This window comes from Amycolatopsis melonis, from assembly GCF_040064235.1.
GTDB classification, from domain to species: Bacteria; Actinomycetota; Actinomycetes; order Mycobacteriales; family Pseudonocardiaceae; genus Amycolatopsis; species Amycolatopsis melonis.
In genome coordinates this window covers 70,566-84,804 of record NZ_JBDZYD010000009.1, presented here as the reverse complement: position 1 = coordinate 84,804, position 14,239 = coordinate 70,566, and the positions used below count along the sequence as shown (strand labels likewise).

The following is a 14,239-nucleotide window of genomic DNA, read 5'->3' as shown; positions in this document are numbered from 1 at the left end:
CCAAGGAGTTTCCCCGTGGCACGCCGCAAGGGCAGCACCACCAAGGTCGATCCGAGCGCGTTCGACTCCCCCGGTGCGCACGTCTTCGACAACTCGCTGAAGACCGAGATCGAAGACTCCTACCTGGAGTACGCGTACTCGGTCATCCACTCGCGCGCCCTGCCGGACGCGCGGGACGGGCTGAAGCCGGTGCACCGCCGGATCCTGTATTCGATGAACGAGAACGGCTACCGGCCCACGCACGCGTACGTGAAGTCGTCGCGCGTGGTCGGTGACGTGATGGGCAAGTACCACCCGCACGGCGACGTCGCGATCTACGACGCGATGGTGCGGCTGGCGCAGGACTTCTCGCTGAACGTCCCGTTGATCGACGGGCACGGCAACTTCGGCTCGCCCGACGACGGCCCGGCGGCCTCCCGGTACACCGAGGCGCGGATGTCGCCCGAGGCGATGCAGCTGGTCGGTGAGCTGGGCGAGGACACCGTCGACTTCCGCCCGAACTACGACGGGTCGCTGGAAGAGCCGTCGGTGCTGCCCGCGGCGTTCCCGAACCTGCTGGTCAACGGCACGTCCGGGATCGCGGTCGGGATGGCGACCAACATGATCCCGCACAACCTCGGCGAGGTCATCGCCGCGGCGCGGTGGCTGATCACGCACCCCAGTGCGACGCTCGACAAGCTGATGGAGTTCGTGCCGGGCCCCGACCTGCCGACCGGCGGCAAGCTGCTGGGCCTCGACGAGGTCCGCCGCGCCTACGAGACCGGCCGCGGTGTGGTCCGGATGCGGGCGAGCGTCGAAACCGGGCCGCTGGAAGGCAGCCGCGGGCGGCAGGCGATCACCGTCACCGAGCTGCCCTACGGCGTCGGGCCGGAGAAGGTGATCGAGAAGATCACCGACGAGGTCAACAAGTCCAAGCGGCTCACCGGCATCGCCGACGTCAAGGACCTCACCGACCGGGAGAACGGCACCCGGCTGGTCATCGAGTGCAAGGTCGGCGTCAACCCGCAGGCGCTGCTGGCCGACCTCTACCGGCTCACGCCGCTGGAGCAGTCGTTCGGCATCAACAACCTGGTGCTCGTCGACGGCCAGCCGCAGACGCTGGGCCTGAAGGAGCTGCTGGAGGTCTTCCTCCGGCACCGCTACGACGTCGTCACGCGGCGCACGAAGTACCGGCGCCGCAAGCGCGAAGAGCGGCTGCACCTGGTCGACGGCCTGCTGGTCGCGCTGCTGAACATCGACAAGGTGATCAAGCTCATCCGCGAGAGCGAGAACGCGCAGGCCGCGAAGGACGGCCTGATGACGCGGTTCAAGCTCTCGGAGATCCAGGCGACGTACATCCTGGACACGCCGCTGCGCCGGCTGACCAAGTACGACCGGCTGGAGCTGGAGGCCGAGCAGGAGAAGCTGCGCGAGGAGATCGCGGAGCTGACCAAGATCCTCGAGGACGAGTCGGTGCTGAAGAAGCTCGTCTCGTCGGAACTGGCGAAGATCGCGAAGGACTTCCCGACCGAGCGCCGCACCGCGCTGATCGACGGCGACCTGAAGGAGGTACTGGCCGCGTCGAAGCCGTCCGGGCCTCTGGAGGTGGCCGACGACCCGTGCCAGGTGATCCTGTCGGCGACCGGGCTGGTGGCCCGCACCGCGGCCGAGTCCGAAGAGGCGACGGAGTCGCGGCGCCGCAACGGCCGCGTCAAGCACGACGCGGTGGCGGCGGTCGTCCACACGACGGCGCGCGGGCAGGTGCTGCTGGTGACCAGCCGCGGCCGGGCGTTCAAGACCGACGTGCTGCCGCTGCCGGTGCTCCCGGAGCAGGCGGGCACGGTGTCCCTGCGCGGCGGCATGGCGGCGAAGGAGCTGGTGCCGCTGGAGAAGGGCGAGACGGTCGTCGGGATCGCCCCGCTGGGCGAGCAGGCGGCGGGCTCCCCGGGCCTGGCGCTCGGGACCCGGATGGGCGTCGTGAAGATCTGCTCGCCGGAGTGGCCGGTCCGCTCGGACGAGTTCGAGGTGATCAGCCTCAAGGACGGCGACGAGATCGTCGGCGCGACCTGGCTGACGGACGGTTCGGAGACGCTGGCGTTCGTGTCGTCGGAGGCGTCCCTGCTGAAGTACGCGGCGTCGCTGGTGCGGCCCCAGGGCCTGAAGGGCGGCGGCATGGCGGGCATCAACCTGCCGTCGGGGGCGTCGGTGGTGTTCTTCGGCGCGGTCCGCACGGACGACGACGAGCACGGCGAGCCGCTGGTGATCACCTCGACCGGCCAGAGCGTGAAGGTGACGCCGTTCAGCGAGTACCCGGCCAAGGGCCGCGCCACGGGCGGCGTCCGCGCCCAGCGGTTCCTCAAGGGCGAGACGGCGCTGCGCCTGGCCTGGATCGGCCCTCGCCCGGCGGGTGCGGCCCGCAACGGCGACCCGGTGGAACTGCCGGAGATCGACGTCCGCCGCGACGGGTCGGGCCACGCCCACCCGGGCCCGGACGTGGTGGGCCACCTCATCGAGCGCGACTGACAGCGGTCTGCCGCGGCTGGTCGTGAGTGAGAAACAGCGTTAGAACACTGTTTCTCACTCACGACCGGCGTCAGCCGAGCGGGGCGACCGGTCCCGGATAGCGGGCCGGGTCGAGGCAGCTGCTCAGCCCCTCCACCACCGAGCAGAAGCCCGGTGGCCGCACGGGGGTGTAGCCGGCCGGGACGCCGTGGCCGGCGATCAGGCCGCGGTACGTCGCGACCGCGTCGGTCGGGCGGCGGGTCAGCGACGGGTCGGCCAGGGCGTCCACTGTGTACAGGCCGAAGCGCGGCCGGTAGTCGCCCCACTCGTAGTTGTCCGTGAGGCTCCAGTAGTTGTAGCCGATCACGTTCGCGCCGTCGGCCTTCGCGCGCTGCACCCAGTACAGGTGGTCACGCAGGTGGTCCGAGCGCGTGTAGCCGTCGGGACGCGCGTTGCCGTTGTCGCTCGGCATGCCGTTCTCGACGACGTACAGCGGCAGGTCCGGGAACTTCCGCTGGTAGTAGCGCAGCGCGTAGTAGATGCCGTCCGGCTGCGGCGTCACCTTCCAGAACTCGCCGCTGGCCGCGTGCGCCGCGCTCACGTTGTCGAGGCTCGCGCCGTAGTAGTAGTCGACGCCGGCGAAGTCGAGCTTGTCCTTTACGTGGTCGAGGAACGACGCGTCCAGCACGCCCTGGACAGCCGGGATGAACGCCGTGTTGCTCGACACGAGCGCGCCCGGGTCCAGCGAGTGGATCAGGTCGTAGGCGGCGCGGTGCGCCTGCACCATCCGCGACAGCATCCACGGCGCCTTCCACGCGGCCAGCCCGCCGTTGCTGATCTCCTGCTGCAGGTACACCGTCGGCTCGTTGATCGTGATCCACAGCGCGCCGAGGCCCTTGTACCGTTCGACGACGCGCCGGGCGTTGGCCAGCCAGGCGTCACGCGTGCGGTCGGTGTCCCAGCCGCCCTGGTCGACCACCCAGCCCGGGTACACCCAGTGGTCGAGGGTGATCATCGGCCGCATGCCGGCGGCGACGACGTGCCGGACGAGGTCGTCGTAGTAGGCCAGCTCGGCCTGGTCGACCTGGCCGGGCCGCGGCTCGATGCGGGCCCATTCGACGCTGAAGCGGAAGACGTTCACGCCGAGCTGCCGGGCGCGTTCGATGTCTTCGGCGTAGCGGTGCCGGAAGTCGACCGCCTGGCGGTAGGGCTCTTTGATCGACGACGTTTTGGCCTGTTCGTAGCGCCGCCAGTTGCTGTCGGGCGCGTAGCCCTCGGACTGGTAGCCGGACGTCGCGACACCCCAGAAGAACGACGGCGCGGCAGCCGCCGGACTCACCCCGGCGAGCACCCCCGCCAGCAGGGCCACCACGACGAGGACCGTTCGTTTCCCGCGCACCACGGCACCTCCTCGGTAACATGAAGGGTCTTCACGTTAGCCGAGGAGGCTTCGCGGCGCATCCCCCGAACGGCTAGGCCACCCGGAACGACTGCGCGGCACCCCCGTCACAGGCCGCCTGGACCAGCTGGACACTGTCCGCAGTGGACGCTCCCGGCACGGTCAGGCACTTGCCGCTGTGCCTCGCGACGAAGTGGAAGTAACCGCTTCCTTCACTCACCGGCTGCCACTGCTGGTTGCCCCCACCGCTGTAGGCCCAGAGCTGCACCCCGGCACCGTCGGCGGTGGACACCCCGGTGACATCGACGACCTGAGCGGGATTCGTGCGGTTGTCGATTCTGTCGAAACCACCACTGGTCGGCGTGAACCGGTACTGCTGCGCCGCGGTGCCGTTGCAGGTGTACTGCTGGATCACCGTGCCGTTGGCGCTGCCCGCGCCGCGCGCGTCGACGCACTTGCCGGACGCCTTGTTCGTCACCGCGTACCAGGCGGCCGGGTCGATCGTGCCCGGGTCCGGCGGGGTCGTCGTCCCGCCGCCGCCGAGCCACCTGAGGCCGTCGAGCACGAACCGGTTCTGGTCGGCACTTTCGAAGGTCGAGGACAGCGCCGTGTTCGTCTGGTAGTTCATCGCGTTGTGGCCGAAGTTGGCGTACAGCATCTTGTAGTTCTTGTTGGTCCACATGATCGGGTAGTAACCGCTGTACCAGGTCTGGCTCGGGTCGGTGCCGATCGGGAAGGTGGAGCTGTCCATCGACGCGAGGATCGTGATGTCCGGGTTCTGCCGCAGGTCGTACTGCCAGGCGTACCACTCGGACACCGACGAGCGGATCGTCGACGGCAGGTTCGCCGTCGCCGGGTGCGTGCGGTTCTCGATCTTCAGCGTCTCCGCGGTCGGCCCCCACGTGTTCGACGTGAACCGGCCGGTGCCGAGGAAGTCGTTGTGGAACCAGTTGGCGTACGACGGCGTCGAGCTGTCGTTGTAGGCGGTGACGTGGAAGCCGAAGAACGCGCCACCCGCCTGCATGTACCGCTGGAAGCCCTGGAACTGCGCCTGCGACTGCGGCTGGTCGTCGAGGAACAGCACGACCTGGTACTGGCCAGGGGTGAGCGTGGTGAGCCGGTTCCAGTCGGTCGTCGAGGTGTAGGTGAAGCCGTTCGCGCTCGCCTGCTGGGCGAACCAGACGTTGGCTTCCTTCTCGAAGCTGATGTGCGCGGCGTCGTAGGTGCCGCTGTAGAAGGCGAGCACCTTGAACGGCGTCGCGGCTTCCACCGCCGGGCCGCCCAGGGCGAGACCCAGGCAGGCGGCGAAGAAGGCCAGAATCCTGATCAACGGACCGCGGGGCGAGTGAAAATTCACACCTTGAATTAATACACAGAGCCTCGCACTGGTCCAGACCTCTGCGGAATTCGGGTACCGCTCACCGGGACCCGCGAAGCTCAGCGGTCGGAGCGCAGCGAAGCCGGGTCGAAGGACTCCCAGTAAGCGTCCTCGTCCTCGGTCGAAGAAACGGGAGCGGGAGCGGGAGGCGCAGCACCCAGGCGCTCGGCCCGCAGCCGCTGGAACTCCTCCACCGTCATCCCGGGATCGTCGTCCTCGGCACGGGCCGGCGCGGGCATCCCGGTCAGCTGCTCGATCATGAAGGTCATGTCCTCGCCCAGCGCCAGTGCGACCTTGTTGTAGCCGTCCTGCGTCGCCTCGCGCATGGCCGCCTGGGCGATCTCCACGATCAGCGGGCCCAGCCGGTCGCCCAGCTCGACCGCCGACGGCGCCAGCCACAGCCGCAGCAGCTTGCCGCGGGCGTCGACTGTGGCCTCCACCTGGCCGTCGACGTCGTGGGCCGTGCCGGACGCGGACGCGAGCAGCTCCTCCACCCGGGCCATGGCCTCCTCGCGGGCGCGGGCCTGGGCGATGAGCTGGCGGGTCGTGATCACCGCGGTCACCTTCCGTAGGTGTAGGTCTCGGCGTCCGGGTCGTCGTCCGGGATCGGTTCGTAGCCCAGGGTTTCCAGCTGCTCGGCGTCCAGCACCGGGGACAGCGCGTGGTACATCCGGTCGCCCGCACGGCGGGTCGCGCGCTGGGCCAGTTCGAGCACCTGGCCGGCGATCACCGCCGAGCCGTGCCGCAGCGCCGACCGGTGGATGGTCAGCCCGGTCAGCAGGCCGCCGGGCGCGACCTGGACCTCGATCGCACCGTCCGAAGAGGACGCCTTGCCCACCACCGGGCCCGACCGGGCGAACCGTGCCGCCGCTTCCGAGCCCGCTCGTTCCGCCTGCTCGGCGATGCGCGCCGTCGCCAGCTCGATGTCGAATTCAGCCACTGCTCACCCCGTGGGCCGGTAGAAGCCGATGAAGGACTGTCCGGCGTTCGTCGTGCGGATCTTGCTGATCTGCACCGGGTCGCCCGCCTCGATCATCTGGCCGTCGCCGATCACCATCGCGACGTGCCCGGACCACACCACCAGGTCGCCGGGCAGCAGCTGGTCGATCGAGGGCACCTCGGCGCCGACCGTCTGCTGCGCCGCCGTCCGCGGCAGCTGCAGGCCCGCGTCCTGGTACGACGTCATGACCAGGCCACTGCAGTCGAGGCCGACGCCGCGGGCCGTCCCGCCCCAGACGTACGGCACGCCCAGCTGGGACAGCGCCGCGCGCACGGCCTTGGCGGCCGTCTCGTTCGGGGCCATGACCTGCTTGCCGCCGGGCAGGTTGATCGCGACGCCGGAGCCGGGCTGCGGCGGGATCGCGACCGGCAGCCGCGGCTTGTGCACGGCACCGCCGCCACCCCCGCCACCGCCGCCGCCGTCACCGCCGCCGGAGTAGCCGCTGTTGCTGTTGAACGACGAGCCGACCTTCGTCGACGAGGCCGAAGACGCCGACGTCGTCTGCTCCTCGCCGCCCAGCCGGTTGCCGATGGCGGTGAGGTCGTTGATCGTCTGCTCGCTGAACGTCGCGGCCTGGCCGGTGAGCTGGCTGATCTTCGTCTGCAGCTTCAGCAGGATGTCGCGCGACGCGGCCCCGCGGCTCTCCGGCGGCTGGATGTGCTTGACCGCCTCCAGCGCCTTCATCGACGCCGCGATCTCCTTGATGATCTGGTCGCGGACCTGGTCGTTGCGGATCTCGCCGACGTGCAGGGTCTCGGCCGCCTCGGCGACGGCCTTCTCGATCTCGGCGCTCTCGTCGAGCAGGTCCTGGACTTCCTTCTCCAGGCTCTGCGACGTCGCGGTCGCGCGGTCGGTCGTCGAGCCCGAGCTGGCCGAGGTCAGCGCGACGCGCTGGTCGGCGGCGTGGTCGCGGGTGCGGCCGACCGACGTCTGCAGGGCCACGTGCGCGTCCCGCGCGCCGCTGATCGCGACCGGGTCGTGACGCAGCTTCTGCGCGAACTGGTTGGTGGTGTCCAGGCCGTGCCGGACGAGCTGGTCGGCGTGCTCGGTCACGCGCGGTCCTGCCCGAGGTCGCCGCCGAGCCGCCGGACGACGTCGCCGTGCTCGGCTTCGACGGCCGCGTAGTTGCGGTCGGTCTGCCGGGCGGCTTCGCCGACCTGCCGCCAGCCGCCGCCGACGCGGTGCAGCTTCTCCTGCAGCGCCCGCATCCGGCCGCTGTAGGCCCCGGAGAAGCCGGACTCGCCGCCCATCTCCGAGAAGCCGTGGCCGCCGAGCGTCACGTGCGGGCCGACGTGCTTGTCCGCCGCGCCCTTGACGTCTTCCCCGACCGGGTCGAGCTCGCGCGCGTACCGCGCGTACGCGCCGTCATCGACGTGAAACCCCGAATGCGAACCGTCCACTGACCCTCCCTGTCACCGGGGATGCGACGTGCGCGCGGCACCCCCGGTTCCCCTGGTGCGGGAATCAGCCTAGTCCACGGTCCGTACCCGGGTGGGCGAATTGCCCGGAGTCAGCCGGTGATCTTCTTGAGCCAGTCCGGGTCCTGCCAGGACACGACGGAGCCGTTCGCGGCGACCGTCGGCGTGCCGAACCCCATCTGCCCGCCCCCGAAGTCCTGCTGCAGCTTGGGGTCGTTCGAGATCTGCTGGAACGCGCTGTTGAGCTGCTGGTCGTAGGTGCCGGCATTCACCGTCTGGGCGAACTCCGGGTCGGTGATCCCGACGTTCTTGCCCAGCTCGATCAGCTGCGCCTTGTCGTAGCCGCGCTTGCCCTCTTCCGGCTGGTTGGCGAACAGCGCGTCGTGGAACGGGACGAACTTGCCGGCGTCGGCCGCGGCCAGCGCCGCGTTCGCCGAGTCGAGCGAGTAGCCGGGCGGGCTGGAACGGTCGTTGAGCAGCGGCACCATGTGGTAGCGCACCTGCAGCTTGCCGTCGTTGACCGCCTGCTCGATCTGGGTCTTGTACGCCTTCTCGAACTGGCCGCAGATCGGGCAGAGGAAGTCGGCGTAGACGTCGATCGTGGCCTTGGCGCCGGGCTTGCCGACCGTGACGACCACGCCGTCCCGCTTCTGCACGACGCCGGACGCCAGCGAGCTGGTGGTCGTGCCGGGCTGGATGACCTGGCCTTCGGTCTTGTTCTTGTCCGAGATCGTCCAGATGACGCCGCCGAGCACGGCCGCGGCCACCACGACGGTCGCGACCACCGCGACGACGATCTTCCTGCGGTCGCTCGAGGCGCCCCTGGCTTGGGCCACCGCCTTCGATCCGGCCGACTGCGCGGCCTGACGACGCTTCCGAGCGGTCCGCTCAGCTCCACCCACTGTGTATCAGTTCCCTTCCGCGATACCCGAGTAGTCGGACCCGGGCTCGGTGGAGTTCCCGCGACCTCGCGCGAGCCAGCCGTCGACCGACAGCCACGTGCGCGGGCGCGCCAGCAGCCAGACGGCCAGCAGCGCGAATCCGGTGTCGCGGAGAATCTCCTGCGGGTACTCCGTCTGCCCCGCCGCCACCTGGCCACCGCCGCCGAAGCACCCGCAGTCGATGCTCAGCCCGCGCGCCCACGACTGGGCGATCCCGGCGATGAGCACGACGAGCAGCCCCAGCGCGGCGCCGGCGGCCCACCGGGTCGCCAGTCCCGCGAGCAGGAACAGCCCGAGCAGGAGTTCCACGAGCGGCAGCGCGATGGCCACCACGTTTTCGAGTGCGTCCGGCAGCACCTGATAGGCCTGGACGGCGATCAGCGTCTGCCCGGGATCCGCCAGCTTCAGCGCACCGGAAACGAGCCAGACGGCCGCGAGCCCGAGCCGGGCGAGCGTGCCGACGGCGTCCAGCACGGGTTGGGACGGTCGCACCACGCACTTAGGCTAACGGGAGGACCTGAGAACTTCGTGAGGGCAGGACAGCGGCGGAGGGAGCGGCTGGATGCGGTGGCGCACGCTCCTCGGCTCACTGTTGTTGCTGGTCACGGCGTCGGCGTGCGGGCCGAAGCAGGTTTCGCCGACCGACTCGCTCGTCACCCGGGCGAGTGCCACGGATCACCTGACCATCGGAATCCGGTTCGACGCGCCGGGCCTGTCCGAGCACACCGTCGACGGCCGGTTCGTCGGGTTCGACGTCGACGTCGCGAGGTTCGTCGCGTCGGAACTGGGTGTCGCGGCGAAGGACATCACCTGGCGCGAGACGACGTCGGCGACCCGCGAGACCGACCTCACCTCCGGCGCAGTCGACCTCGTCGTGGCGACGTACTCCATCACGGACAAGCGCAAGCAGGTGGTCGCGTTCGCCGGGCCGTACTTCACCACCGGCCAGGACCTGCTGGTGCGCCGGACGTCGGCCGACATCACCGGGCCGGAGGCGCTCAACGGGCGGCGGCTGTGCTCGGTCGCCGGGTCGACGCCTGCCCAGCAGGTCAAGGACCGGTTCGCGCAGGCGGTGCAGCTGGTCGAGTACCCGCGGTACTCCGACTGCGTGACCGCGCTGCTGGCCGGGCAGATCGACGCGGTCACCACGGACGCGGTGATCCTGGCAGGCTACGTCGCGCGCGACCCGGAGCTGCTGAAGATCGTCGGGAAGCCGTTCTCGAAGGAGGACTACGGGATCGGCCTGCGCAAGGGCGACACCCAGGGGGTCGCCGCGGTCGACGACGCGATCCGGAAGATGATCTCCTCCGGTGAATGGCTGCGCTCGCTCAACGCGAACATCGGCCCGTCCGGCTACCCGCTGCCCCCGCCTCCCGAGGTCACCCCGAAGTGAAGCTGCCCGACCTGCCGGTCCGCGCCGTCCTGCCGGAGCTGCTCGCCGCCCTCGACGGCCACGGCACCGCGGTGCTCGTCGCGCCGCCCGGCACGGGGAAGACGACGCTGGTGCCGCTGGCGCTGGCCGAGGGCGGCGGCCGGGTCGTCGTCGCCGAACCGCGGCGGCTGGCGGCGCGGGCCGCCGCGGCCCGGATGGCCGCGCTGCTGGGCGAACCGGTCGGCGAGACGGTCGGGTACGCGGTGCGCGGCGACCGGAAGGTGTCGGCGCGCACCCGGATCGAGGTCGTGACGTCGGGCCTGCTGGTGCGGCGCGTCCAGGGCGATCCGGAGCTGCCCGGGGTCTCGACGGTCCTGCTCGACGAGTGCCACGAGCGGCATCTGGACGCGGACCTGCTGCTGGCCCTGCTCCTCGACGTCCGCGCGGGGCTGCGCGAGGACCTGCGGCTGCTGGCGACGTCGGCGACGGTCGCGGCCGGGCGGCTGGCCGCGCTGCTCGGCGACGCCCCGGTGATCGAGGCTTCGGCGCGGACTTTCCCGGTGTCCTTCTCCTATCTGCCCCCGGCCCGCGGCGAGCGCACCGAAGCCACGGTGGCGCGGGCGGTCCGGACCGCACTGTCCGAAGGGGACGGTGACGTCCTCGCGTTCCTGCCCGGCGCGGGCGAGATCGCGCGGACGGCCGGATTGCTGCGACTGTCCGATGTGGACGTCCTGCCACTGCACGGGCGCCTGTCGGCGGCACATCAGGACGACGCGCTGCGGCCCCGGGACCGGCGGCGGGTCGTGCTGGCGACGGCGGTGGCCGAGTCGAGCCTGACGGTGCCGGGCGTGCGCGCGGTCGTGGACTCCGGACTGGCGAGGGTGCCGCGGGTCGACCACCGGCGCGGGCTGCCGGGCCTGGCGACGGTCCGGGTGTCGGCGGCGGTGGCGGCGCAGCGTGCGGGCCGCGCGGGCCGGGAGGCGCCGGGCCGGGCGTACCGCTGCTGGGCCGAACCCGAGCAGGCGCTGCTGCCGGCGTACCCGGAACCGGAGATCCGCACGGCCGAGCTGGCCCGGCTGGCCCTGGAGCTGGCGTGCTGGTCGACGCCCGACGGCAGCGGGCTGGCCTGGTGGGACCCGCCGGGCGAGGGCGCGCTGGCGGCGGGCCGGGCCCTGCTGGTGACGCTGGGCGCGACGGACCCCGACGGCACGGTGACCCCGCGCGGCCGCCGGATGGCGGAGCTGGGCCTGCACCCACGGCTGGCCAGGGCCCTGCTGGACGGCGCCGCCGAAACCGGCGCCCGCACCGCGGCCGAGGTGGTGGCACTGCTGGACGCGGGCGCCACGCTGACGGACGTGGACGCGGAGCTGCGCCGCCTGCGCTCGGCGAACGACGACGGCGCGCGGCGCTGGAAGCGCGAAGTACAACGGCTTTCGAAACTGGTGAGTGGCGAAGGAAAGCCGGATCCCGCACTGGTCGTCGCCCTCGCCCATCCGGAACGGCTGGCCCGTCGCCGCCCCGGCGGCGCGCCCGTCTACTTGATGGCCGGGGGCACGGCCGCCGAACTCCCGCCCGGCAGCGGCCTCGACGCCGAATGGCTGGCGATCGCCGAAGCCACCCGCGACCCCGGCCGCGTCCACGGCACGATCCGCCTCGCCGCGGCCGCCGACGAGGCACTGGCCGTCCGCGCCGGCACAGTGTCCGAAGTGGACGAAGTCACCTGGGACGGCGACGTCGTCGCCCGCCGCGTCCGCAAGCTCGGCGCCATCACGCTGTCTTCCCGGCCGCTGCCCGACGCGGACGTCCACGACGCTCTCGTGACCGGGCTCCGGACCGAAGGCCTGGGCCTGCTCAGGTGGAGCCAGGACGCGACGCGCCTGCGCGAGCGGATGGCGTTCCTGCACCGCGTCCTCGGCCCGCCGTGGCCCGCCGTCGACGACGAGACACTGCTGTCCGATATGGACAGCTGGCTGGACCTCTCGCGCGCCCGCCGCCGTGCCGACCTGGCCGGGATCGACGCCGGGACCGCGTTGAAGGCCCTGCTCCCGTGGCCGGAAGCCGCGCGGCTGGACGAGCTGGCCCCGGACCGCCTGCAAGTGCCGTCGGGCTCGCACATCCGCGTCGACTACCGCGGCGACCAGCCGGTCCTGGCCGTCAAGCTGCAGGAGACGTTCGGCTGGACCACCACGCCGACCGTGGCGGGCGTCCCGGTGGTGCTGCACCTGCTCTCCCCCGCGGGCCGCCCGGCGGCGATCACCGCGGACCTCGGGTCGTTCTGGGCCACCGGCTACCCGGCGGTCCGCGCCGACCTGCGCGGCCGCTACCCGAAGCACCCGTGGCCGGAGGACCCGGCCACCGCCGTCCCGACCCGGCACACCCGCCGCGGCTGAACCCTGCCGAAAGTCGGGGGCCGGTCGCGACCGACGTCCGATGTCCCGGCATGCCCGGAAACCGCAGACTCCCGGTACAGGCGAACACCGGGAGGAACCATGATCACGCTTCGCGGGCTCACGAAGCGCTACGGGGAGAAGACCGTCGTCGACGCTCTCACCTGCGACATCACACCGGGCCAGGTGACCGGTTTTCTCGGCCCCAACGGTGCCGGGAAGTCGACGACCATGCGGATGACCGTCGGGCTCGACCACCCGCACGCCGGCGAGGTGCTGGTCGGCGGGCGGCGCTACGCCGAGCTGAAGCACCCGCTGCGCGAGGTCGGCGCGCTGCTGGACGCCAAGGCCCTGCATCCCGGCCGCAGTGCCGGCAAGCACCTGCTGGCCATGGCGCGCAGCAACGGGATCGCGGCGAGCCGTGTCGAGGAGGTGCTGGCGACCGTCGGGCTGTCCGACGTCGCGGGCAAGCGCGCCGGCCAGTTCTCGCTCGGCATGGGCCAGCGGCTCGGCATTGCCGGTGCGCTGCTCGGCGACCCGGGCGTGCTGCTGTTCGACGAGCCGGTCAACGGCCTCGACCCGGACGGCGTCCGCTGGGTGCGGCAGCTGATGCGGTCGCTGGCGGCCGAGGGGCGGACGGTGTTCGTCTCCAGCCACCTGATGAGCGAGATGCAGCTGACCGCCGACCACCTGATCGTCATCGGCAGGGGCAGGCTGCTGGCCGACGCGCCGGTGGCGGAGTTCATCGCGGGCAACTCGCGCACGACGGTGTCGGTCCGCGTCCCCGACGGCGGCGACCGCACGGCGCTCGACCGGCGGCTGCGCGCCGAGGGCGGCCTGACGCACCCGGGCGAGCCGGACGAGCTGGTGGTGGACGGCCTGGCCGTCACCCGCGTCGGCGACCTGGTGCACGAACTCGGGATCCGCGTGCACGGGCTCGCCGAGCGCACGGCGTCGCTCGAGCAGGCGTACATGGAACTGACCGCTTCATCGGTGGAATACGGGGTGTCGGCATGAAAACGGACGAGCGCGGAGGCCTGTCCGGGGCGGTGGCCGCGGAGTGGACGAAGTTCTGGTCGGTCCGGGCGACGTGGTGGTGCCTGGTGACGGGTGCCGTGCTGATGCTGGGCTACAGCACGCTGTCGGGCATCGCCCAGCACTACGACGGCGAGCCGCTGGGAGCACACACGATCGCCCTCGGCGGCGGGTTCTACCTGGCCCAGTTCGCGGTGATCGCGCTGGCAACGCTGTTCGTGACGAGCGAGTACGCGAGCGGCGGCATCCGCTCGACCCTGTTGTGGACCCCGGTACGCGCCCGGGTGGTCGCGGCGAAGGCGGCCATCGTGGTGCCGGTGCTGTTCGCGTACGGCGTGGTGCTGTCGTGCGCGGGCATGGCGCTGGCAACCGCGGTGAAGGACGGCCACGGCCTCCCGACGTCGGTCGAAGCGGCCTTCACGACGGCCTCGGGCATGGGCGGCTACTACGCGCTGCTCGGCGTGCTGTGCACGGGCATCGGCTGGGCCCTGCGCAGCGCGGCGGGGACACTGGTGACGGTGATCGTGCTGCTGGTGCCGCTGCCGCTGATCGTGGCGTCGCTGGGCTGGGCGGACCTGATGCCGTACTTCCCGGGCATCGCGGGAGTGAACGCGATGGTGGAGGCGGGCCAGCCGAACCCTATCACGATGACGGTGGCCCCGTACGCCCCCTGGGCCGGACTGGCAATCTGCGCGGCCTGGACCGCGGCGGCCGTGGTGACGGGCACAACCATCCTGCGGCGCCGCGACGCCTGAGTGCCGGGTGACGGTCGGCTTGTCGTGAGTGAGAAAAACCGGTGTGAAACAGAGTGTAACACACCCCCACCCC

At 71.5% G+C, this 14,239-nt stretch carries 13 protein-coding genes; 5 read left to right on the top strand and 8 right to left on the bottom strand.

Annotated features, from left to right (window positions below; translation table 11 throughout):
* Nucleotides 1-15 precede the first annotated feature (15 nt).
* Nucleotides 16-2,502 carry a DNA gyrase/topoisomerase IV subunit A gene (locus tag ABJI51_RS24195; RefSeq protein WP_348953651.1) on the top strand — a complete coding sequence of 829 codons (2,487 nt, stop codon included), beginning with the start codon at nt 16-18 and terminating at the stop codon, nt 2,500-2,502.
* Nucleotides 2,503-2,572: 70 nt separating this feature from the next.
* On the opposite strand, the gene ABJI51_RS24190 is transcribed toward ABJI51_RS24195, so the two are convergent.
* From ABJI51_RS24190 to ABJI51_RS24155, 8 genes are all read right to left on the bottom strand, one after another.
* A complete protein-coding gene (locus ABJI51_RS24190) occupies nt 2,573-3,880 on the bottom strand; it encodes a family 1 glycosylhydrolase (protein WP_348953649.1) in 1,308 nt (435 codons plus the stop codon).
* A gap of 73 nt (nt 3,881-3,953) precedes the next feature.
* Nucleotides 3,954-5,210 (bottom strand): RICIN domain-containing protein, encoded by a 1,257-nt coding sequence (locus ABJI51_RS24185; RefSeq protein WP_348953647.1) that lies wholly within the window; start codon nt 5,208-5,210, stop codon nt 3,954-3,956.
* Between the two features lie 107 nt (nt 5,211-5,317).
* Entirely contained in the window at nt 5,318-5,812 is a 495-nt protein-coding gene (locus ABJI51_RS24180; protein WP_348953646.1) for a YbaB/EbfC family nucleoid-associated protein, read from the bottom strand.
* A gap of 5 nt (nt 5,813-5,817) precedes the next feature.
* Nucleotides 5,818-6,198 carry a YbaB/EbfC family DNA-binding protein gene (locus ABJI51_RS24175; protein ID WP_348953645.1) on the bottom strand — a complete coding sequence of 127 codons (381 nt, stop codon included), beginning with the start codon at nt 6,196-6,198 and terminating at the stop codon, nt 5,818-5,820.
* Between the two features lie 3 nt (nt 6,199-6,201).
* Entirely contained in the window at nt 6,202-7,311 is a 1,110-nt protein-coding gene (locus tag ABJI51_RS24170) for a C40 family peptidase (RefSeq protein ID WP_348953644.1), read from the bottom strand.
* Nucleotides 7,308-7,658, bottom strand: a complete 351-nt coding sequence (locus ABJI51_RS24165; RefSeq protein ID WP_348953643.1) for a hypothetical protein — start codon at nt 7,656-7,658, stop codon at nt 7,308-7,310. Before ABJI51_RS24165 ends, ABJI51_RS24170 begins: the two co-directional genes overlap by 4 nt.
* Before the next feature lie 110 nt (nt 7,659-7,768).
* A complete protein-coding gene (locus ABJI51_RS24160) occupies nt 7,769-8,512 on the bottom strand; it encodes a DsbA family protein (RefSeq protein ID WP_348953641.1) in 744 nt (247 codons plus the stop codon).
* 72 nt (nt 8,513-8,584) lie between these two features.
* The gene (locus tag ABJI51_RS24155; RefSeq protein ID WP_348953972.1) at nt 8,585-9,091 is read right to left on the bottom strand and encodes a MauE/DoxX family redox-associated membrane protein; all 507 of its coding nucleotides are present in this window, start codon (nt 9,089-9,091) and stop codon (nt 8,585-8,587) included.
* 88 nt (nt 9,092-9,179) lie between these two features.
* On the opposite strand from ABJI51_RS24155, the gene ABJI51_RS24150 reads away from it, so the two are divergent.
* The 4 genes from ABJI51_RS24150 to ABJI51_RS24135 all read left to right on the top strand — a co-directional run bounded on the left by ABJI51_RS24150 (nt 9,180) and on the right by ABJI51_RS24135 (nt 14,166).
* Complete coding sequence (locus ABJI51_RS24150) at nt 9,180-10,010, top strand: glutamate ABC transporter substrate-binding protein (protein WP_348953640.1); 831 nt, start codon at nt 9,180-9,182, stop codon at nt 10,008-10,010.
* The gene (gene hrpB / locus ABJI51_RS24145) at nt 10,007-12,379 is read left to right on the top strand and encodes an ATP-dependent helicase HrpB (RefSeq protein ID WP_348953638.1); all 2,373 of its coding nucleotides are present in this window, start codon (nt 10,007-10,009) and stop codon (nt 12,377-12,379) included. Before ABJI51_RS24150 ends, hrpB begins: the two co-directional genes overlap by 4 nt.
* A gap of 99 nt (nt 12,380-12,478) precedes the next feature.
* Nucleotides 12,479-13,393: an ATP-binding cassette domain-containing protein gene (locus ABJI51_RS24140; protein WP_348953637.1), complete on the top strand. Its 915-nt coding sequence runs from the start codon at nt 12,479-12,481 to the stop codon at nt 13,391-13,393.
* Complete coding sequence (locus ABJI51_RS24135; RefSeq protein WP_348953636.1) at nt 13,390-14,166, top strand: ABC transporter permease; 777 nt, start codon at nt 13,390-13,392, stop codon at nt 14,164-14,166. The genes ABJI51_RS24140 and ABJI51_RS24135 overlap by 4 nt, the downstream gene beginning before the upstream one ends.
* The last annotated feature ends 73 nt before the right edge of the window (nt 14,167-14,239 follow it).

Excerpts from the sequence above, each read along its gene's own strand:
- ABJI51_RS24150 (WP_348953640.1), top strand. The coding sequence starts at position 9,180 with ATGCGGTGGCGCACGCTCCTCGGCTCACTGTTGTTGCTGGTCACGGCG.
- ABJI51_RS24140 (WP_348953637.1), top strand. The coding sequence starts at position 12,479 with ATGATCACGCTTCGCGGGCTCACGAAGCGCTACGGGGAGAAGACCGTC.
- ABJI51_RS24135 (WP_348953636.1), top strand. The coding sequence starts at position 13,390 with ATGAAAACGGACGAGCGCGGAGGCCTGTCCGGGGCGGTGGCCGCGGAG.